General features: G+C 60.5%; 20 protein-coding genes. 13 read left to right on the top strand and 7 right to left on the bottom strand.

The window, feature by feature from the left end:
* Positions 1–131: 131 nt before the first annotated feature.
* Positions 132–1025, bottom strand: a complete 894-nt coding sequence (locus tag G9X64_RS26600; RefSeq protein WP_171377678.1) for a LysR family transcriptional regulator — start codon at positions 1023–1025, stop codon at positions 132–134.
* Positions 1026–1229: 204 nt separating this feature from the next.
* Here G9X64_RS26600 and G9X64_RS26595 point away from each other — a divergent pair, with 204 nt between their 5' ends.
* Together G9X64_RS26595 and G9X64_RS26590 are read left to right on the top strand one after the other, a co-directional pair.
* Entirely contained in the window at positions 1230–1625 is a 396-nt protein-coding gene (locus tag G9X64_RS26595; protein WP_171377677.1) for a (R)-mandelonitrile lyase, read from the top strand.
* A gap of 14 nt (positions 1626–1639) precedes the next feature.
* On the top strand, positions 1640–2629 hold the full coding sequence (locus G9X64_RS26590; protein WP_171377676.1) for an aldo/keto reductase: 990 nt from the start codon (positions 1640–1642) through the stop codon (positions 2627–2629).
* A 48-nt stretch (positions 2630–2677) separates the two neighbouring features.
* On the opposite strand, the gene maiA is transcribed toward G9X64_RS26590, so the two are convergent.
* From maiA to G9X64_RS26560, 6 genes are all read right to left on the bottom strand, one after another.
* Positions 2678–3313: a maleylacetoacetate isomerase gene (maiA, locus tag G9X64_RS26585; RefSeq protein WP_168310856.1), complete on the bottom strand. Its 636-nt coding sequence runs from the start codon at positions 3311–3313 to the stop codon at positions 2678–2680.
* Positions 3294–3488, bottom strand: a complete 195-nt coding sequence (locus G9X64_RS26580) for a hypothetical protein (protein WP_171377675.1) — start codon at positions 3486–3488, stop codon at positions 3294–3296. Before G9X64_RS26580 ends, maiA begins: the two co-directional genes overlap by 20 nt.
* Before the next feature lie 101 nt (positions 3489–3589).
* The gene (locus G9X64_RS26575; protein WP_171377674.1) at positions 3590–4006 is read right to left on the bottom strand and encodes an organic hydroperoxide resistance protein; all 417 of its coding nucleotides are present in this window, start codon (positions 4004–4006) and stop codon (positions 3590–3592) included.
* Between the two features lie 191 nt (positions 4007–4197).
* Positions 4198–5520, bottom strand: coding sequence for a sensor histidine kinase (locus G9X64_RS26570; RefSeq protein WP_171377673.1), 1323 nt, complete (start codon positions 5518–5520; stop codon positions 4198–4200).
* Positions 5517–6257: a response regulator gene (locus tag G9X64_RS26565; RefSeq protein ID WP_168310860.1), complete on the bottom strand. Its 741-nt coding sequence runs from the start codon at positions 6255–6257 to the stop codon at positions 5517–5519. The genes G9X64_RS26570 and G9X64_RS26565 overlap by 4 nt, the downstream gene beginning before the upstream one ends.
* A gap of 122 nt (positions 6258–6379) precedes the next feature.
* Entirely contained in the window at positions 6380–7426 is a 1047-nt protein-coding gene (locus tag G9X64_RS26560) for an alpha/beta fold hydrolase (protein ID WP_171377672.1), read from the bottom strand.
* A 357-nt stretch (positions 7427–7783) separates the two neighbouring features.
* Between G9X64_RS26560 and G9X64_RS26555 the strand changes: the two genes are divergently transcribed.
* The 11 genes from G9X64_RS26555 to G9X64_RS26505 all read left to right on the top strand — a co-directional run bounded on the left by G9X64_RS26555 (position 7784) and on the right by G9X64_RS26505 (position 21318).
* Complete coding sequence (locus G9X64_RS26555) at positions 7784–9559, top strand: cytochrome c biogenesis protein DipZ (protein ID WP_171377671.1); 1776 nt, start codon at positions 7784–7786, stop codon at positions 9557–9559.
* A 54-nt stretch (positions 9560–9613) separates the two neighbouring features.
* The gene (locus tag G9X64_RS26550) at positions 9614–10372 is read left to right on the top strand and encodes an alpha/beta fold hydrolase (RefSeq protein ID WP_168310862.1); all 759 of its coding nucleotides are present in this window, start codon (positions 9614–9616) and stop codon (positions 10370–10372) included.
* Between the two features lie 395 nt (positions 10373–10767).
* Positions 10768–11490 carry a DeoR family transcriptional regulator gene (locus G9X64_RS26545; RefSeq protein WP_168310863.1) on the top strand — a complete coding sequence of 241 codons (723 nt, stop codon included), beginning with the start codon at positions 10768–10770 and terminating at the stop codon, positions 11488–11490.
* A gap of 175 nt (positions 11491–11665) precedes the next feature.
* On the top strand, positions 11666–12694 hold the full coding sequence (deoC, locus tag G9X64_RS26540; RefSeq protein ID WP_246271025.1) for a deoxyribose-phosphate aldolase: 1029 nt from the start codon (positions 11666–11668) through the stop codon (positions 12692–12694).
* A gap of 5 nt (positions 12695–12699) precedes the next feature.
* Positions 12700–15087: an aldehyde dehydrogenase family protein gene (locus tag G9X64_RS26535; RefSeq protein WP_171377670.1), complete on the top strand. Its 2388-nt coding sequence runs from the start codon at positions 12700–12702 to the stop codon at positions 15085–15087.
* 160 nt (positions 15088–15247) lie between these two features.
* On the top strand, positions 15248–15703 hold the full coding sequence (locus tag G9X64_RS26530; RefSeq protein ID WP_168310866.1) for an RbsD/FucU family protein: 456 nt from the start codon (positions 15248–15250) through the stop codon (positions 15701–15703).
* 12 nt (positions 15704–15715) lie between these two features.
* Positions 15716–16648: a ribokinase gene (gene rbsK, locus G9X64_RS26525; protein ID WP_171377669.1), complete on the top strand. Its 933-nt coding sequence runs from the start codon at positions 15716–15718 to the stop codon at positions 16646–16648.
* Positions 16645–17520, top strand: a complete 876-nt coding sequence (locus tag G9X64_RS26520) for a carbohydrate ABC transporter permease (protein ID WP_003540324.1) — start codon at positions 16645–16647, stop codon at positions 17518–17520. The genes rbsK and G9X64_RS26520 overlap by 4 nt, the downstream gene beginning before the upstream one ends.
* On the top strand, positions 17517–18545 hold the full coding sequence (locus G9X64_RS26515) for a carbohydrate ABC transporter permease (RefSeq protein ID WP_064250802.1): 1029 nt from the start codon (positions 17517–17519) through the stop codon (positions 18543–18545). The genes G9X64_RS26520 and G9X64_RS26515 overlap by 4 nt, the downstream gene beginning before the upstream one ends.
* 44 nt (positions 18546–18589) lie before the next feature.
* Positions 18590–20044, top strand: coding sequence for an extracellular solute-binding protein (locus G9X64_RS26510; protein WP_168310868.1), 1455 nt, complete (start codon positions 18590–18592; stop codon positions 20042–20044).
* A 185-nt stretch (positions 20045–20229) separates the two neighbouring features.
* The gene (locus tag G9X64_RS26505) at positions 20230–21318 is read left to right on the top strand and encodes an ABC transporter ATP-binding protein (RefSeq protein ID WP_168313726.1); all 1089 of its coding nucleotides are present in this window, start codon (positions 20230–20232) and stop codon (positions 21316–21318) included.
* Positions 21319–21537 lie beyond the last annotated feature (219 nt).

The following is a 21537-nucleotide window of genomic DNA, read 5'->3' as shown; positions in this document are numbered from 1 at the left end:
GGGAATTAGTGGCGACCGATGGAATGTCAAATAGTCAAGCGCGCATGATTTCACCTTCGCCAAGAGCCAATCGATTGGACGTCAGGTAGTTCGGATCTATGCCCTGTCCGGCCAGCTCGAAACGGCGAGACTTATCCCCGATAGCGAAGTGCATCGACGACGAGGGCGAATGCCGGCGACATATGCCTGCGGCTCGGATAGTAGAGATGGTAGCCGGAAAACGGCAGGCACCAATCCTCGAGGACCCGCACCAGCCGCCCATCGGCAAGATGCGTCTCGACCAAGTTCTCCGGCATATAGGCGAGGCCCAGACCGGCCAGCACGGCATTCAGCCGGAGCGCTATATTGTTGAAGACCAACTGTCCTTCGACGCGAACCCTGAGCTCGCGCCCATCCTTCTCGAACTCCCACGCATAAACGCTGCCATAGGTCGGCAGGCGCAGATTGATGCAATTGTGATCCGTAAGGTCCTGCGGCGTCAGCGGCTTCGCCCTGGTGTCGAAATAGGCGGGAGCGCCGACAACGGCCATGCGCATATCGGGGCCGATGCGCACCGCAATCATGTCCTTCGCCACCTGTTCTCCAAGCCGCACCCCCGCATCGTAGCGCTCCGCGACGATGTCGGCCAGACCGTAGTCAACGATGATCTCGACATTGATATCGGGATAATCAGGCAGGAGCTTTTGCAAGGCGGGCCAGAGGACGGCGTCGGCCGCATGCTCGCCGGCATTGATGCGGATGGTGCCTGCCGGCTTCTCCCGGAACGCGCTTAAAGCAGCCAGTTCGCTCTCGATCTCGTCGAGCCGCGGTCCTATGGAGACGAGCAGGCGTTCGCCGGCCTCCGTCGGCGAAACGCTACGGGTCGTGCGTGTCAGCAATCGCAGTCCAAGCCGTTCCTCAAGCCCTCGGATGGTGTGGCTGAGCGCCGACTGCGACACACCGAGCTTGCCCGCCGCCTTGGTGAAGCTTTGAGCGCGCGCGACGGCGATGAAGGCGACGAGGTCGTTGACGGCAGGGCGCGGCATTTATGAAAATTTCTCATGGGTTCTTGCCGTTTATACTATCTAATCACGACCAAGCGCACGCGCTAAATATCCTGTCATCCCGGGCAGACGCATCTGCCCAGGCAGACCTATCTGCCCAGCCAGACCTGTCCTGCCCAGGCGGACTTGTCCTGCCCAGGCGGACTTGTTCACCTGGACCCACCCCGACGTTGGAAGGAAGACGAGATGGAGATCAAGCGAAGCGGTTCGCAGCCTTCGGCCAAGGGACCAGCCGATTGGTTCACCGGCAGCGTGCGCGTGGATCCGCTGTTTGCCGTGGCCAGCCCTGCACGCGCGGCCGGCGCCAGCGTCACCTTCGAGCCCGGAGCCCGCACCGCCTGGCACACCCATCCGCTCGGCCAGACGCTGGTCGTCACATCAGGTTGCGGTCGCGTCCAGCGCGAAGGCGGTCCCATCGAGGAGATCCGCGCCGGCGACGTCGTCTGCTTCGGACCGGGTGAACGCCATTGGCACGGCGCATCGCCGACGACGGCGATGACTCATATCGCCATCCAGGAACAGCTCGACGGCGAGGTCGTCGACTGGATGGAGCATGTCACCGACACGCAATACCAAGGTTAGAAAAGGAAACTTCTATGCAGAAACGTGGACTTGGAAAGAACGGACTTCATGTCTCGGCTATCGGTCTCGGCTGCATGGGGCTGAGTTACGGCTATGGCCCGGCGACAGATATTCAGGAAGCGACCGCACTGATCCGCCGCGCGTTCGAACGCGGCGTGACCTTCTTCGACACCGCCGAGGCCTATGGCCCCTATAAGAACGAAGAGCTTCTGGGAGAGGCGCTCGCCCCCTTCCGCGAGGAGGTGGTGATCGCTACGAAATTCGGTTTCAACTTCGATACCAGTGGTGGCCAGAGCGGCATGAACAGCCGGCCGGAGCAGATCCGCGCGGTCGCCGACCAGGCGCTGAAGCGCTTGAAGACCGATGTCATCGATCTGTTCTACCAGCATCGCGTCGATCCGGATGTTCCGATCGAGGACGTCGCAGGCACGGTCAAGGCACTGATCGCCGAGGGCAAGGTCAGGCATTTCGGTCTCTCGGAAGCGGGCGTCCAGACGATCCGCCGCGCCCATGCCGTCCAGCCGGTGGCGGCGTTGCAGAGTGAATATTCGCTATGGTGGCGCGAACCCGAGCACGAAATCCTGCCGGTGCTCGAAGAGCTCGGCATCGGTTTCGTGCCCTTCAGCCCGCTCGGCAAGGGCTTCCTCACCGGCGCGATCAGCGAAACGACGACCTTTGACAGCGAGGACTTCCGCAACATCGCGCCGCGCTTTTCTCAGGAAGCGCGAAAGGCCAACCAGACCCTCGTCGATCTCCTCGCCGAAATCGCCGCCTGCAAGAACGCCACCTCCGCCCAGGTGGCTCTCGCATGGCTGCTGGCGCAAAAAACTTGGATCGTGCCGATCCCCGGCACCACCAAACTGTATCGCCTGGAGGAGAACATCCGGGCCGCCGAGGTCGAATTGACGGCCGAGGATCTCGGCAATATCGAAAGCGCGCTCGCCACCATCAAGGTGGAAGGCGATCGATATCCTGCGCATCTGCAGGCAAGGGTCAACCGCTGAGAAAAGAAACGGCCGCCATCGTTTGCGGTCGCTTCTTCATCGATCGCATCATCGTCTCGGCGCCGGCGCATTCTCCTGGAAAGCCGGGATCGCCTCGAGCCTGCCGACAATCTCCGCGATATTGGGCCACAGGGCGAGATCGAAGCCCATGCGCCGGGCGCTGATCGCCTGCGGGAAGAGAAAGATATCGGCAATACCCGGCCGATCGCCGATGGCGAAGGCGCCTTGCCTGCGGCCTGCTATCATCGTCTCTACAGCGGCCATTCCCTCGCCAACCCAGTGACGGCTCCAGGCAGCAATGGCATCGGCATCCGCCTGGAAGGCCGTTTTGAGATGCAGGCCGATGCGCGGCGGCAGCAACGCATGGATCTCTGTTGCGATCGCTAGCGCGATCGACCGCGCCAGCGCCCTGCCCTCCGCCGTGCCAGTCAGCAGCGGCGGTTCGGGGTGAATCTCGTCGAGATATTCGACGATCGCCAGCGACTGGGTGATGAGGACGCCGCTATCCGTCAGCAAGGCCGGCACCAGCCCTTGCGGATTGACGCTGCGATATCCGGCCTGCCGGCTCTCGGCATCTTCGCCGAGGATGGTCACCGGCAGTGTTTCCGCCGTCAATCCCTTCAGGGCGAGCGCGATACGGACTCGCGACGTCGCCGAGGAAATTTCATTCTGATAGAGCTTCACGGGTCTTCTCCCTGATGACTTGAAAGAGGGGCTGGAACGGCCGCGGCTCCCCGGAGGACGACGCTGCCGCCGTCACAAGGCCCGCAAGCGGCGAAGGCTCCTGTGAGCTTACGTCGTAGATGCAGGGCGCGGCGAAGACTGCCGCCCCCAGAATGCAGATGATCAGCAATCTCATCAGATCCTCCATCGGCGAGGCCCGGTCGGCCTCGCCCTGTTTGCTTTCGGCTCCTGTCCTTTGTCGCCGCAGGCAATGGCCTTCGGCGGGCAATGTATTCGTCAGGCAACGCTCAATTCGACATGAATATTACCGCGTGTAGCCTTCGAGTAGGGGCAGGTCTGGTGAGCCTCTTCGATGAGTGCTCTTGCCACATCCGCTTCGATCCCCGGCAGGCTGACCTTGAGACGGGCCTGCAGGAAATAGCCGCCATCGGCCGTCCCCAAATCGACCTCGGTGTCGACGGCAAGATCGGCGGGGAGCTTGACCTTTTGATTGGCCGCGGCAAAGCCGATCGCGCCGATGAAGCAGGCAGACCATCCGGCGGCGAAAAGCTGTTCTGGATTGGTGCCGGTGCGGTTGCTGCCCGGAGGCGAAAGCTTGATCTCCAACTGTCCGTCGTCGCTGCGCGAGGCGCCATCGCGCCCGCCCGTCGTGTGGGTCTTGCCGGTATAGAGAACCTTGTCGATCTTTGTCATGGAACACTCCTTGTGTTGCGTCGCTCCAAGCGACTGGCCGCGCAGCGCGGCCGGGTTGACGGAGTGTGGTTTGACCGACGGATATATCCGCCATGTTTCCGAAATCGCCCGAAATGTCACAAAACGTAGCATCCGATGTCGAGGACATCTTTACATACAAACATCTCGAAATTTTGCGGCGACTGCCGACGTCAACGAATGGTGACTTCTGCCGCCAGACCACCGCCGGCGCGATTGTAGAGCCGGAGTGATCCGCCGATCTTGGCCGTCAGCTGCTGGGCGATCGCAAGACCGAGACCGGTGCCGCCGGTCTCCCGGTTGCGGGATTGCTCCAGCCGGAAGAAAGGCTGCATGGCGGCTTCCAGCATCTCGTCCGGAATTCCCGGCCCGCGATCCATGACTGTGATGACGATATCGTTCTCGGCGCTGCGCTCGACGCTGATCTCGGCAGCACCGGCGAACTTCAGCGCATTGTCGATGAAGTTCGACAGGATTCGGCGAAGCGCATGCGGCTTGGTGACGACAGCGCCCTGAACCAGCCCGGCGACGGTGACGGCCTTTCCGGTATCCTGGTAGTCATAGGCTATGCTGTCGATGAACGAGGCGAGATCGATGCGGGTGCTCTTCTCGCCGTTGCCATGCGCGCTGCGCGCATAGGCAATGCCATCCTGGACGAGACGCTGGATCTCGCCGAGATCATGCACCAGCTTGTCTTTCTCCGGCGACTCCTCCGCCATGTCGGCGCGCAGCCGCATGCGGGTGATCGGCGTCTGCAGGTCATGCGAGATTGCCGCCAGGATCTGGACACGCTCTTCGAGGTAATGGGCAATCCTCTCCCGCATCGCGTTGAACGCCCTTGCCGCATGCGCGACCTCGCTCGGCCCCGCCTCGCTCAAGGCCGGACCGTCCTTGTTCGGGTCGAGAGCATCGGCGGCGGCGGCAAGCTCGCCGAGCGGCCGGATCGCCTGGCGAACCGCAAACCAGGTGCAGAGGATCAGCAGAGCCATCTGGACGATAAAGACATAAGGCAGCCATGCGGCAATCGGCATGACGCCCTTCGGCGTGACGTCGATCGTCAAGGGGCTTCCGTCGCTCAGCGTCAGATGCGCCTGCAGCCGGTTCACATCGCCGGGAATCCGTTCGATCCGGATGGGAAAGCGGTGCCCGATGGCCTCCTCGATCTTTCCTGAGATTTCCGCCCCTTTGCTTGACGTGTCGGGCACGCCGGGAAGGCCGGGTCCGAGCACGAAACGGTAATTGCCGCGGCTCAGCCGGTCCAGCAGATCGCCGCGTTCGGCTGGCGGAAGCCGGTCGAGAACGGCAATCGACGTTGCGACGTCGTTTTCCAGCGTGCCGAGCATCACCGCCTTGGCCGACATGTACCGCTCCATATAGAGCACACTGAAGGACAGCCCGTAGGCCAAGGCCAGTCCGATCAGCAGGATCAGGAAGATCCGCGACCGCAACGTACTCGGCCACGTCAGGCCCGAAGGCAAGGGGATTGCCGCCTTCATTGGCGCGGCTCCGATATTTCGACGGGAACCGAAAACACATAACCTTCGCTGCGCACCGTCTTGATGTAGGTCGGCTCGCGTGCGTCGTCACCCAGCCGCTGACGCAGGCGGCTGACCAGGAGATCGATGGAGCGATCGAAGAGATCGGCGTCGCGGCCCTGCGTCAGGCTCAGAAGCTGGTCGCGATTAAGCACACGTTGCGGGTGATCGATGAAGACGCGGAGCAGACGGTATTCGGCGCCGCTGAGCGCAATCGCGGTCCCTTCGCTGTCGAGAAGGTGCCGGGCGACCGTATCGAGCCGCCAGTCACCGAAAGTCAGCAACTGTCCGGCCTCACTGATCTGCAGGTTGGGCGGCAGCATCCGCGTGCGCCGCAGCACCGCCTTGATGCGGGCGAGCAGTTCACGCGCGGCAAAGGGTTTGGGAAGATAGTCGTCGGCGCCCATCTCCAGGCCGAGGATCCGGTCCATCTCGTCGGTGCGGGCCGTCAGCATCAGGATCGGGATCGCCTTGTGCCGGCCGGAGCGCAGTTCGCGGCACAGCACCAGCCCGTCGTCACCGGGCATCATAACATCGAGTACGATCAGGTCGACGGCATTGGCCTCGATAAAACTGCGCATCTGCCGTCCGTCGGCAGCAACACTCGTGCGCAGGCCGTTCTTCTGCAGATAGCCCGAGACCAGCTCGCGGATTTCGCGATCGTCATCGACGATCAGGATGTGATCGACATGATCCATATTTCCCGGCTCCTTACCGATAGAAGCGGCCGCGTCCTCCGCCCCATATCGAGGCGGTTGACACGACCTACGCATATTCCGGCGGCCGGAGCAACGAGGCCCTGCAGCCCGATACCGTCGACTTAAAAGCGATCGACGTCTATGACAGCCTGCGCGAAGGCCTGAGGCGCCTCCTGAGGCAGGTTGTGGCCGATGCCTCCGCCGATCGTGCGATGCTCGTATCTGCCGGAGAACTTTCCGGCATAAGCGGAAGGCTGCGGATGCGGCGCACCGTTTACATCGCCCTCCATGGTGATGGTCGGCACCGAAATGACGGGCGTTGCGGCGAGCGTCGTCTCGTAGGCATCGTACTTTGCCTCGCCTTCGACAAGCCCCAGGCGCCAGCGATAATTGTGAATGACGATGGCGACATGGTCGGGATTGTCGAAGGCAGCGGCCGATCTGTCGAATGTCGCGTCGTCGAAGTTCCACTTCGGCGAAGCCGTCTGCCAGATGAGCTTTGCGAAATCGTGGGTGTTGCTCTCATAGCCCAGCCGACCGCGTTCGGTGGCGAAATAGAACTGATACCACCAGGCAAGTTCGGCCTTCGGCGGCAGCGGCTTCTTGTTGGCCTCCTGGCTGCCGATCAGGTAGCCGCTCACCGAGACCATCGCCTTGCAGCGCTCCGGCCAGAGCGCCGCCATGATGTTGGCGGTTCGCCCGCCCCAGTCGTAGCCGGCAATGACCGCCTTCTCGATATCGAGCGCATCGAGCAGCGCGATCATATCGGCGGCGAGCGCTGACGGCTGGCCGTTGCGCGGCGTCTGGTCGTCCAGGAAGCGGGTCGTCCCGTAGCCGCGCAGATAGGGCACGATCACCCTGTAGCCTGCCGAAGCAAGCAGCGGTGCGACATCGACGAAACTATAGATGTCATAGGGCCAGCCATGCAGCAGCAGCACGACAGGGCCATCCGCCTTCCCCGCCTCGGCATAACCGATGTCGAGTACGCCGGCCTTCACCTGCTTCAGCGCTTCGAAGGACGTGTGGGTTCCCACCTTGACATCAGGCAGGGATGCGGCGGTCGCTGATTGAGCGGCGGCCGTGCCGGTCACGCCGAATTCGATGGCCGCAAGGGCGACGGCCGTCATGCCGAAGAAACGGCGGCGGTGATGGTTGATTGGCTCTGACATCGGTCTCTCCTGTCGAATGGATCACGGTGCTGATATGAGGTTGCGCTTGTATCGCCCATATGTCGCGAGCCGTCGGTTATTGAATGCGGATGTAGCTTCCGGCCGCCGGGATACATTCTGATACAATCGCGCCGACCGAGCAAAGCCTCGCACCGGACGCGGCGCTTTCGCCACAGCCCGCCGCCGGGCGGCAGTTTGTATCGCTTTGTATCGCCCGCCCCCGACCGCAATAGTTCGGTACATTTCCCCGAAAAACCGGACACATCGAGGATACGTCCGCCCGGCCATATCCCCACGTTGCTGGTTCAGGCCCATCGCCGCCCAGAGCCCGATCAATCGGTTTCAAAGGAAACGATGATGACACTTCTGATCATTGCCTATCTCGGAGGCGCGCTGACGATCCTCAGCCCCTGCATCCTCCCCATCCTCCCTTTCGTCTTTGCCCGTGCCGGACAGCCCTTCGTCCGGAGCACGCTGCCCATGCTGGCGGGCATGGCTGCCACCTTCGCGCTGGTCGCAACGCTTGCCGCAGTCGGCGGCAGCTGGGCCATTCGCGCCAATGAATATGGCCGCCTTGCCGCCATCGTCCTGCTTGCGCTCTTTGGCGCGAGCCTGCTTTCGCCGCGTTTCGCAAGCACGCTCGCACGGCCGGTCGTCGACCTTGGGAACAATCTTGTGAACGCCAGCGGCGGCGGGCGCGGCACCACGACCGTGAAGAGTGCGCTTCTTCTCGGCGTCGCCACCGGACTGCTCTGGGCGCCCTGCGCCGGTCCGATCCTCGGCCTGGTGCTGACCGGCGCCGCATTGCAGGGCGCCAATCTGCAAACGACCTTCCTGCTGATCGCCTACGCCGCTGGCGCTGCGAGTTCGCTTGCCGTCGCCCTGCTGGTCGGTGGCCAGATATTCACCGCCATGAAACGTTCGCTCGGCGTTGGCGACAGGATTCGTCAAGGGCTCGGCGCTGCCGTCCTGGCGGGTGTCGCCGTCATCGCGCTTGGACTGGATACCAGCCTGCTCGCCCGGCTCTCCTATGCCAGCACCACATCGCTGGAACAGGCCGTGCTCGACAGGCTGCATGCAAAGCCGCTCAGTGGCGCATCTTCCGAGCTGGCGAGCAACGAGGTGGTGATCGCCGCAGCTGATGCGCAGAAACCCTTCCACAGCGACTTGCCCGTCGAAGGCCGCGCCCCTTCGCTCGACGGCGCGGTCGAATGGCTGAACTCTGAGCCTCTGACATCAGAGCAATTGCGGGGCAAAGTCGTGCTCGTCGACTTCTGGACCTATTCCTGCATCAACTGCATTCGCACCATCCCCTATGTCAGGGCCTGGGCAGAAAAATACGCCGATCAAGGCCTCGTGGTGATCGGCGTCCACGCCCCGGAATTTGCCTTCGAGAAGAAGATCGACAACGTCAAAAGCGCAATCGACGATTTCAAGATCGGCTATCCCGTTGCGATCGACAATGATTACAAAATCTGGCGCGCTTTCGAAAACAGCTACTGGCCTGCCGCCTATCTGATCGATGCCAAGGGTCAGATTCGTTACCACCATTTCGGCGAAGGCAATTACGACAGGACCGAAAAGGCCATTCAGGACCTGTTGCGCGAGGCCGGCAGCCAGGCGACGGCAAGCGCGCCGGCCGCGCCGGAGGCCAAGGGCGTGGAAGCAGCCCCTGATCTCCGCAATATCCGCTCCGGCGAGACCTATCTTGGCTACGAACAGGCGACGAACTTCGCCTCTCCGGAAGGGCTGCAAGCTGACCTGGCACAAAATTATACGATCAGCGAACCGGGCCTCAATGGATGGGGCCTCTCCGGAACCTGGATCGTCGGCCCGGATCAGGCGGCCCTTGATCAGCCGGGCGGCGGCATCACTTATCGCTTCAGCGCGCGCGATCTGCATCTCGTTCTCGGATCCGGCGCCGGCGGCAAACCGATCCGCTTCCAGGTGAAGGTCGACGGCAAGGCGCCGGGGCTTGACCACGGCGCAGACATCGATGCCGACGGCAACGGAACGGTGACGGCGACGAGACTTTACCAGCTTGTCCGCCAGTCCGGCCCGGTCGCCGCCCGCAATTTCGAAATCCGCTTCCTCGACCCCGGAGTGCAGGCCTACGCCTTCACATTCGGCTGAACCTGAAACGCATCAATATCCCGATCATGAACAATGACCAAAGGACTGATAGTCATGAACAAACGTCTTCTTTTCACTGCAGCGCTTGCATTTGCTACCACCGCCATCGCGTTCGCAGCAGAAGCTGCCGCAGTCAAGAACATCGTGATCGTCCACGGCGCGCTGGCCGACGGCTCGGGATGGCGCAAGGCGACGGACATTCTCGAGAAGCGCGGATTCAACGTCACCATCGTCCAGCAGCCCATCACCTCGCTCGACGACGATGTGGCGGCGACCAAGCGTGTTCTCGACCTTCAGGACGGACCGGTCCTGCTCGTTGGGCACAGTTACGGCGGCATGGTCATCACCGAAGCCGGCAACGATCCCGCGGTCGCGGGCCTGGTCTATGTCGCTGCCTTCCAGCCCGACAAGGGCGAAAGCCTACTCGGCCTCGCCAGCTCCAAGCCCGCCGGCAGCATGGATATCAAGGAAACGAAGGACGGCAAATATCTCTATCTCGATCCGGGCGCCTTCGCCGCGGCTTTCGCGGCCGACCTTCCGAAAGCCGAAGCCGATTTCATGGCAAAGTCGCAGGTCTTCGCCTCGAAGCAGGCTTTCTCGGCCAAGATCACCCAGCCGGCATGGCGGACAAAGAAAAGCTGGTCGATCGTCGCCACCGAGGATCGCTCCATCAACCCCGAGCTGGAGCGTGACATGGCAAAACGCGCCGGCAGCGAAGTGACCGAGATCAAGGCCAGCCACGCCGTCTTCGCGTCCCAGCCGGAAAAGGTCGCCGATGTGATCGAAACGGCAGCAAGGAAGGCCGGCGAGTAGCACGCGCAGCCAGCAATATTCTCTGCAATCGCGAGGATGAAGCCTCTGGTCGGAGGGCCACCCGACCAAAGGCGCGACGAAGTCACCCCCTGCCGGCCGAAATGTCGATCTCGTCGTCCCCCTTCCCGCAGGCGAAGTGGGCAACATCTATGCGATCTTGTGACTATTCAAACAAAAAATGAAAGATCATTCACAAATTCTCATTTCAAAATGCGGGGTTTCTCTATAAAATTGCGAGGATATCCCATGTGCGCGCAATCGGCTGGTGCAGAAGCTGCATCTCAGCGCAGGTGCCGAATCGTGGGTCGAGGGGCAAACGAGATGAGAATGGCAGTCCCTTGTTAAATTATCATCAGAACACTATTCCAGTGTGAACGATTAGGGAGACATGCGATATGGATAGTCGCAGGGGCCGGCGCATAGCAGTCTTATCCGAGGCCCTTTCACAACATCGCATTCTGCACATCAAGAATGCTGCCGAGATCCTGGGCGTCTCAGAGATGACGGTTCGGCGTGATGTCAGTGCCAATGCAGACCAATTCGCGTTTCTCGGCGGCCATATCGTTGCGGCTGTCGAAGCGGAAAACGATCCCTATGAAATTTCCAAGGCAGCCGACAGTCATGCCGCGGCAAAACGGCAAGTCTGCACACAAGCCATTGATTACATTCACCATGATGATACGGTGTTTTTCGATTGCGGCACTACGTTACCCTATCTGGTCGATCTGCTCCCAGACCGGATTCACATAACGGCGATCTGTTACGCCATGAATGTTGCCGATCGTCTGACGCGAAAACCTAACGTTCGCCTTGTTATGCTCGGTGGTCTTTACCACCCTGCATCGGCAAGCTTTTCCGGTGCCTCGGGGCTGGAAATGCTCGATCAGCTTGTGATCAACGTGGCATTTCTTTCTGCAGCCGGTGTCGATGCTCGGCGTGGCGCGACCTGCGCGCATTTTCACGAAGCGGAGATCAAGAAAAAGGCGATGTCCCGGGCACGAAAGAATATTCTTCTCGCCGACAGCAGCAAAATCGGCAAGCTCAAGCCGGCCTTTTTCAGCGACATGAGGTCGTTCGATGTGGTCATCACCGAAAACGGTATGAACGACTTCGACTGAGAGATCCGCATTTTTTCTGCGCCTATTGAAATCTAAACTTGACGCAGCGGCGCGGTGATGCAAACGTCACAAACAATGAAAAAAAAATCACATTTGACCCAGTTGTGAAGCTTCCGCTTCGTGCGTCTGCACTGATGGCAACAGGACTTTCACGCTCTGGCCAGGAGGATTCGATTTGGAAACCGTTGCTGTTCACAATGCGGCAAACGCGGCGCATCACGCAGCCCCTTCGCGATTGCCGGACGGCACCCATAACCGGCCGCGCAATACCGGTATGGAACTCGATTTGTCTTGGGTGCTTGATACCCGGGTCAACCTGTCTGCCACCGAGCGCCGCGTAGCCTCGCTTCCCGGACGCCGCACCGTCAAAAAGGACGCACAGGCGGCTTGGCTCCTGAAGGCGGTGACCTGCATCGACCTGACGACGTTGAACGGCGACGATACCCCCGAACGCGTCAAGCGGTTGTGCGCGAAGGCGATGAATCCGATACGTGCCGACATTATGGATTCCCTTGGCATGAGCGGCCGTTCGATCACCACCGGCGCCATCTGCGTCTACCATCGTTTTGTTACAACGGCCGTTGAGGCGCTCGGAGATTCCGGCATTCCGGTCGCCGCGGTTTCGACCGGTTTCCCTGCCGGCCTCAGCCCGCACCACCTCAAGGTCAAGGAAATCGAGGCGTCAGTTGCCGATGGCGCGAAGGAAATCGACATCGTCATCACCCGCGAGCATGTGCTGACCGGCAACTGGACAGCACTCTACGAGGAAATGAAAGAATATCGCGCCGCCTGCGGTGATGCGCATGTCAAAGCCATTCTGGCGACCGGCGACCTGAAGACGCTCCGCAATGTCACCAGGGCCTCGCTGGTCTGCATGATGGCGGGAGCCGATTTCATCAAGACCTCGACCGGCAAAGAAGGCGTCAATGCGACGCTGGCCGTGACATTGACCATGCTGCGGGCGATCCGCGCCTATCAGGAGCGCACCGGTATCAAGATCGGCTACAAGCCGGCCGGAGGCATTTCCGCGGCGAAGGACGTGTTGAACTACCAGTTCCTGATGAAGGACGAACTGGGGCGCGAGTGGCTGGAGCCCGATCTCTTCCGCATCGGAGCATCAAGCTTGCTTGCGGATATCGAGCGGCAGCTCGAGCATCACGTCACCGGCGCCTATTCGGCCCTCAACAGACACCCGATTGGATGATCCAAATGACGGTTGCAAAGCATTTCGACGAAATGTCCTACGGCCCTGCCCCTGAATCTGATATCGAAGCTCGCGATTGGCTAGCGCGCCACGCTTCCGGTTTCGGTCACTTCATCAATGGCGCATTCGTGCCCTCCGTGTCGGGCAAGAGCTTCGACACGTTCGAGCCAGCCACCGGCAAGGTCCTGGCGAAGCTCGCCAACGGCGGTGCGGCGGATGTGGACAATGCGGTTGCTGCGGCCCGCAAGGCACAGGCGTCATGGGCGCGACTGCCAGGCCACGCGCGGGCGCGCCATCTCTATGCGCTTGCCCGGATGATCCAGCGCCATGCGCGTCTGATTGCCGTGGTCGAGGCGATCGACAACGGCAAGCCGATCCGGGAAACCCGCGATCTCGACGTGCCGCTGGCAGCCCGTCATTTCTATCATCACGCCGGATGGGCGCAGATCCAGGACACGGAATTCGCCGATCATGTGCCGGTGGGCGTCGTCGGCCAGATCATCCCGTGGAATTTCCCATTCCTGATGCTGGCCTGGAAAGTGGCGCCGGCTTTGGCGCTCGGCAACACCGTCATCCTGAAGCCTGCCGAATTCACGTCGCTGACGGCGCTTCTCTTTGCCGAACTGGCATCGGCGGCGGGCCTACCGCCGGGCGTGCTCAATATCGTGACGGGAGAAGGCGAAACAGGCGCGCTGCTCGTCGGGCATGAGGATATCGATAAAATTGCCTTTACCGGATCGACCGAGGTCGGGCGCCTTATTCGCGAGCGTACCGCAGGCAGCGGCAAATCATTGACGCTGGAACTCGGCGGCAAGTCACCTTTCGTCGTTTTTGACGACGCCGATATCGACGGCGCCGTGGAAGGCGTGGTCGACGCGATCTGGTTCAATCAGGGACAGGTCTGCTGCGCCGGTTCGCGGCTTCTGGTGCAGGAAGGCGTTGCCGATCTTTTCCACGAGCGGCTGAAGCGCCGCATGCAGACATTGCGGGTCGGTCAGCCTTTGGACAAGTGCATCGATATGGGTGCGATCATCGCACCCGTGCAATTGACGCGTATCGAAACCCTGGTGAAAAAGGGAGTTTCAGAGGGCGCGACGCTCCATCAGGCGAAGATCGACCTGCCGAAGGGCGGCAGCTTCTACCCGCCGACGCTTCTGAGCGGCGTGCAGCCGACATCGATCGTCGCGACCGAAGAAATCTTCGGGCCAGTTGCGGTCTCCATGACTTTCCGCACACCGGAAGAGGCCATCCAGCTTGCCAATCACACCCGCTACGGCCTCGCCGCGAGCGTCTGGAGCGAGACGATCGGCTTGGCGCTGAACGTTGCGGCAAAGCTCGCAGCCGGCGTGGTCTGGGTGAATGCCACCAATCTTTTCGATGCTGCCGTCGGTTTTGGCGGCAAGCGTGAATCCGGATTCGGCCGCGAAGGCGGACGGGAAGGTTGCTACGAATATCTGAAGCCGAAGACTTGGGTCGGCCGCAAGGCGCGCGCAGCAATGCCCGCACTTTCGCAAGTGAAGCCGGTTGCCGGCGATTTCGCCCTGCCAAGCATCGACCGGACGGCAAAGCTCTTTATCGGTGGCAAGCAGGCGCGCCCAGACGGCAATTATTCCCGGGTCATCGCCTCACCCAAGGGCAAGGCGATCGGGGAGGTCGGCGAAGGCAACCGCAAGGACATCCGCAATGCAGTGGTTGCTGCTCAGGCCGCCTCTGCCTGGTCGAATGCGACCACTCATAACCGCGCCCAGATTCTCTATTACATCGCCGAAAACCTCAATGGTCGCGCCGATGAGTTCGCCTCGCGGATAGCAGCGATGACCGGAGCTTCCGCAGCCAATGCAAACGCCGAGGTCGATGCCGCGATTTCGCGTCTCTTCACTTATGCAGCCTGGGCGGACAAATATGAAGGCGGCATTCATCAGCCGCCGCTTCGCGGCGTTGCCCTGGCCATGCCGGAAGCCATCGGCGTCGTTGGCGTCATTTGCCCGCCGGAAGCGCCGCTGCTCGGTTTTATCAGTCTGGTTGCGCCGTTGATTGCCACCGGCAATCGTGTCGTGGCGGTGCCGAGTGAGCCCTTCCCGCTTTCGGCGACGGATTTCTATTCCGTTCTGGAAACGTCGGATGTGCCTGCCGGTGTCGTCAATATCGTCACCGGGTCGGCGATCGAACTGGCAAAGATCCTTGCCGCGCACAATGACGTTGATGCGGTATGGGCCTTCGGCTCGGCGGAACTTTCGACGGTGGTGGAGAAGCTGTCTTCGGGCAATCTCAAGCGAACCTTCGTGGACAATGGCAAGGCGACGGACTGGATGGACAGAGCCGCTGCCGAAGGCGCGCTATACCTTCGCCGCGCTGTGGATGTGAAGAATATCTGGATCCCCTACGGAGAATAAGGGCTCCAACTCTGGTCATCCGGGCGGGAGGAGAACCGCACCGGCAGGCGAGAACGACGGAATTTGAGGGAATCGCAGAGCTGTAAACGGAGCTGCGGTTATTGGGCTCTGCTTTGCAGCACGACGTGCTGCGAAATGGTGCAACTAAGGGAGGATTTTCATGCTGAAGAATATCGATCCGGCTCTGAATGCGGATGTGCTGCACGCGCTCCGGTCCATGGGGCATGGCGACACGGTCGTCGTTTCCGACACCAATTTTCCTTCGGATTCCATTGCCCGGCAAACGGTGCTCGGCAAGCTGTTGCGGATAGACAATGTGTCTGCTGCCCGCGCCATTAAAGCTATTCTTTCGGTAATGCCGCTGGATACGCCGCTGCAGCCGTCCGCCGGGCGAATGGAAATCATGGGCGCGCCGGACGAGATCCCTCCCGTGCAGCAGGAAGTCCAGGCCGTTATCGATGGCGCCGAGGGCAAGCTGGCGCCGATGTATGGCATCGAGCGTTTCGCCTTCTATGAGGAGGCCAAGAAGGCCTATTGCATCATCACCACGGGCGAAAACCGCTTCTACGGCTGCTTCCTCTTCACCAAGGGCGTGATCCCGCCGGAAACCGTTTGAGGGGAAACGATAATGAAGGTGGGTGTTTCGATCCTCGGGATTTTCGTCGCCGACACGGCCTATCTGGCCAAGCGCATGCCAAACATTGGGGAGACCATCACCGGGACCGGTTTTGCAGTAGGCCCCGGCGGCAAGGGATCCAACCAGGCTGTCGCTGCCGCCCGCGCCGGTGGAACAGTCTCCTTCATCTCGAAGATCGGCCGCGACACCTTCGGCGACATGGCGCTGAAGACCTATGCGGAAGCAGGCGTGACGCCGAAGGTTGTACAGATGGACGATATGCCGACCGGCGCTGCCTTCATCTACGTCAATGACGGTAACGGCGACAATGCCATCATCGTTTATCCAGGTGCCGCAGGCACCATTGGCGTTGGTGATGTTGAGGCGGCACGCGAAACCATCGAGCAATCGGCTGTTTTCGTGACCCAGCTCGAACAACCGGCTGAAGCGGCGCAACACGCCCTCGAAATCGCCCATGCAGCCGGCGTTACCACTGTTTTCAATCCAGCGCCGGCCGAGCCGTTTCCGGACACGATCTATCCGCTCTGCGACTATATCGTGCCGAACGAAACCGAGGCAGCCGCCATCGTCGGTTTTCGGCTCGACACGCTCGACGACGCCAGACGGGCTGGCGACGCCTTTCTTGCCAAGGGCGTGAAAGCCGCGCTGATCACCCTGGGCGGTCGCGGTGTACTCTATCATACAGCCGGGCAATCGGTTCATGTTCCGGCGGTCTCGTCGGGAGCGGTCATCGATACCACCGGCGCCGGCGACGCATTTGTCGGTGGCTTCTCGGCAGCACTCTCGCGGGGCGCAAGTCCGGTCGAGGCCGTGCGCTTCGGCTGCGCGACCGCCGGAATTGCGGTCACGCGGCGGGGCACCGCACCTGCAATGCCGAAGATCGAGGAAATCGAAGCGCTTCTCCATGAGGGAGGAGCAGCATGACCCGCAATGATCCGATCAAACACTTCTTCATCTGGCCGGCGTTGCTGATCGTGCTTGTGATCTCGATCTTTCCGCTGATCTATTCGCTGACCACCAGCTTCATGAGCCTGCGGCTCGTGCCGCCGATCCCCGCGCGGTTCGTCGGCTTCGGCAACTATACGGAACTGCTTCAGAATCCGCGCTTCTGGAATGTCGCGTGGACGACGACGATCATCGCTTTTGTGGCGGTGACGCTGCAGTATGTCATCGGTTTTTCCGTGGCGCTGGCGCTTAACCGTCGGGTGCCCGGCGAAGGTTTGTTTCGGGTCAGCTTCCTGGTGCCAATGCTTGTAGCGCCCGTTGCCGTCGCACTCATTGCCCGCCAGATCCTCAATCCCACGATGGGCCCGCTCAATGAGCTGATGACCGTCTTCGGTTTTCCCAACCTGCCGTTTCTGACTCAGACCAGATGGGCTATCGGCGCCATCATTTCCGTCGAAGTGTGGCAGTGGACACCCTTCGTCATCCTTATGCTTCTTGCCGGGTTGCAAACCCTGCCCGAGGACGTCTACGAGGCTGCCGCGCTTGAAAATGCCAGCCCCTGGCAACAGTTCTGGGGGATCACGTTCCCGATGATGTTGCCGATTTCGGTGGCCGTGGTCTTCATCCGCCTCATCGAGAGCTACAAGATCATCGACACGGTGTTTGTCATGACAGGCGGAGGGCCCGGCATTTCGACCGAAACGCTGACCTTGTTCGCGTATCAGGAGGGCTTCAAGAAGTTCAACCTCGGCTACACATCCGCCCTGTCCTTCCTGTTCCTGATCGTCATTACCGTGATCGGGCTCGTCTATCTCGCCATCCTGAAGCCCTATCTGGAGAAGCACAAATGAGCGTGCGTGACCTCAAAGGATCCGGCCGCTGGTGGGCGCTCGCAGGCTGCCTGCTCTGGCTGGCCTTCACCTTCTTTCCGCTTTACTGGGTCGCGATCACCTCGTTCAAGTCGCCGCTCGGCGTCGTCGGCGGGCCGACCTATATTCCATTTGTCGACTTCGACCCGACGCTGACGGCCTGGAGCGAGCTCCTGTCGGGTGCGCGCGGCCAGTTCTACAACACCTTCATCGCCTCGACGATCGTCGGGCTTTCCGCATCGGTGCTGGCCACCTTCATCGGATCGATGGCAGCCTATGCGCTGGTGCGCTTCACCTTCGAGGTCAAGCTGCTGTCCGGCGTGATTTTCGTCGTTGTTGCCTTCGGCGGATATCTACTTGGCCGTCATGTGCTGGGCTACGGGCAGGCTATTTCGCTGATCTTTGCCTTTGTTGCTGCGCTTGCGCTCGCCATCGGCTCTAGCCGAATGAAGCTTCCTGGGCCGCTCCTCGGCAATGATGATATCGTCTTCTGGTTTGTCAGCCAGCGCATGTTTCCGCCGATCGTCGCCGCTTTTGCCTTGTTCCTGATGTATACGGAAATGGGCAAGTTGGGGTTCAAGCTGGTGGACACCTATACGGGCCTCACCTTTGCCTATGTCGCCTTCTCGCTGCCGATCGTAATCTGGCTGATGCGCGATTTCTTTGCGGCACTGCCGGTGGAAGTCGAAGAGGCGGCGATGGTCGACAATGTGCCATCGTGGAGAATTTTCTTCGGTATCGTCCTGCCCATGTCCAAGCCGGGCCTGATCGCGACATTCATGATCACGCTCGCCTTCGTCTGGAACGAGTTCCTGTTCGCACTCTTCCTGACCAGTTCCAAATGGCAGACACTTCCCATTCTCGTCGCAGGGCAAAACAGCCAGCGCGGTGACGAGTGGTGGTCGATATCGGCAGCCGCCCTGGTCGCGATCATACCTATGGTCGTCATGGCGGGCATTTTGAGCAGGCTGATGCGGTCTGGCCTGCTTTTAGGAGCAATAAAGTGACCGTTCGATAAGCCTAGTCATTGTTCAATTCCGGGGAGGAAAACATGAGAAGATTGCTATTGAGTTCAACGGCCGCAGGACTACTTGCTGCGGCGGGCGTCACATCCGCGCTCGCGTGCGAACCAGACTACACCGGTATCACGCTCACCGCCACGACGCAGACAGGCCCCTATATTGCCTCTGCGCTGCAACTCGCGGCCAAGGGCTGGGAAGAAAAGACCTGCGGTAAGGTGAATGTCGTCGAATTTCCGTGGTCGGAACTCTATCCGAAAATCGTAACTTCGCTGACCTCGGGCGAAGACACGTTCGACGTGGTTGCCTTTGCGCCGGCCTGGGCACCGGACTTCACCGACTTTCTTTCGGAAATGCCGAAGAATATGCAATCAGGTGCCGACTGGGAGGACATCGCCCCGGTTTACCGCGAGCAACTGATGGTCTGGAACGGCAAGGTCCTGTCGCAGACCATGGACGGCGACGCTCATACCTATACCTACCGCATTGATCTGTTTGAAAACGCGGAAAACCAGGGCGCCTTCAAGGCGAAGTATGGCTACGATCTGGCCCCGCCGAAAACATGGAAGCAGTATCTCGACATCGCTGAATTCTTCCAGCAGCCGGACAAGGGCCTCTGGGGCACGGCGGAAGCCTTCCGCCGTGGTGGCCAGCAATTCTGGTTCCTGTTCAGCCATGTTGCCGGCTACACAAGCCATCCCGACAATCCGGGCGGCATGTTCTTCGATCCGGATACGATGGATGCGCAGGTCAACAATCCGGGCTGGGTTCGCGGCCTTGAGGAATATATCCGCGCTTCGAAACTGGCGCCGCCGAACGCGCTCAACTTCTCCTTCGGCGAAGTCAATGCCGCCTTTGCCGGTGGCCAGGTCGCGGAATCGATCGGCTGGGGCGATACCGGCGTCATCGCCGCCGACCCGAAGCAGTCCAAGGTCGCCGGCAATGTTGGTTCGGCATCGCTGCCGGGCTCGGACGAGATCTGGAACTACAAGACCAAAAAGTGGGACAAGCAGCCCGAGGTCGTCCAGACTTCCTTCATGGCCTTCGGCGGTTGGCAGGCAGCCGTACCGTCGTCCTCCAAGAACCAAGACGCCGCTTGGAACTATATCCAGTTCCTGACGAGCCCGGCGGTTTCCGGTCAGGCGGCCATCACCGGCGGCACAGGCGTCAATCCTTACCGTCTTTCGCACACGACAAATACGGAGTTGTGGTCGAAGATATTCTCCGAGCGTGAGGCCAAGGAATATCTTGGAAGCCAGAAGGACGCGGTGACCGCCAAGAACACGGCGCTCGACATGCGCCTGCCGGGCTATTTCTCCTATACGGAAATTCTTGAGATCGAGCTTTCCAAGGCATTGGCTGGAGAAGTGACGCCGCAGCAGGCGCTGGATACCGTGGCTGCCGGATGGAACAAGCTGACGGACGAGTTTGGCCGCGACAAGCAACTGGCAGCCTATCGTTCGTCGATGGGTCTGCCTGCGAAGTAAGCCCATCCTCAACAACCCATCCCGGCGGTGCCGGGATGGGATTAGACATCGTTGGAAGAAGAAGCAAACCATCGCCGCTTAGAGCGCCGTGCGTCCTTTCGGACGCACAAAGGACGCTCTAACACTTTGAATCTACGCATGATGCGCTGGGCCAGGCGATGGAATTCTCATGAAAAGGTTACAGCATGTCCCAGGTGCGTTTGGATCAGGTCACCAAATCCTTTGGCAGCGTTGAGGTCATCCCTCCGCTCGATTTGGCAATTGCCGACAAGGAATTCGTGGTTCTTGTCGGACCTTCCGGCTGCGGGAAGACAACCACCCTGCGGATGATCGCGGGGCTGGAACAGACAACATCCGGGGAAATCCGTATCGGCGAGCGGGACGTTACTGCGCTACGCCCGGGTCTGCGCAATTGCTCCATGGTGTTTCAGAATTACGCCCTTTATCCGCATATGACAGTCGCCGAAAACATCGGCTACGGCATGAAGGTGCGCGGAACACCGAAGCAGGACATCGATGCCGCCGTTGCAAATGCGGCGCGCATTCTCAATCTCGGTGCCTATTTGAAACGCAAGCCGAACGCGCTCTCAGGTGGCCAACGCCAACGCGTGGCGATTGGCCGAGCAATCGTTCGCCAGCCGGATGTGTTCCTGTTCGACGAACCGTTGTCCAATCTCGACGCCAAATTGCGCATTGAAATGCGAACGGAAATCAAACTCCTACATCGCAGGCTCAAAACCACGATCGTGTACGTTACACATGATCAGGTAGAGGCGATGACGATGGCAGATCGGGTGGTGGTTATGAATCAAGGGCGGATCGAACAGGCCGCTGATCCGATCACCCTTTACGAATCTCCGAAGAATCTCTTTGTTGCTGCCTTCATCGGCTCGCCAAGCATGAACTTCATCGAGGGGCAACTTGTGCAAAACGCCGGTGGAATTGCCTTCCAAGCCGAGGGTGGGGTCGACATTCCGGTTCCGACACAAAGAGCCGAGCGCCTTTCGGTGGCAGTGGGACAGTCAGTGGTTCTGGGCATCCGACCGGAACATACTATGGTTGGGGACCCCAACGTTTCAACTGTGAGCCTTCATGTCGCCGATATCGAGCCCCTTGGTCCATACACACTGGCGATCGGCAAGGTCGGGTCAGCGGCCTTTACTGCCCAGATTCACGCGTCATCGCGGGTTGGCCCGGATGACAGGATTAGCGTTCCAATTGATACCCAAAAAATGCACTTTTTCCTTAAAAGTACCGGAGACACGGTGGGCTAAAATCACCGTAAACTTATACGGCAATCCACCAAGAGGACATTCGGACATCGCGATCTAGGCCGTATGAATTCAAAGATACGGGGCGTCGGCGCCCACCGCATAGACGCTAAAGGGCGTCGCAATGCCCCCGATGATCGACGACAATCCGCTCTCCTGCCGGCACCCCCCGCTGGGGAGAAGAGGGAGCGAGCCGCACGTCTCAATCACCCTTCAAGCAAC

Source organism: Rhizobium sophorae (assembly GCF_013087515.1).
GTDB lineage: Bacteria > Pseudomonadota > Alphaproteobacteria > Rhizobiales > Rhizobiaceae > Rhizobium > Rhizobium sophorae.
Note: the sequence above shows the minus strand (reverse complement) of the source record. Positions and strands in the feature narration are given on the sequence as shown.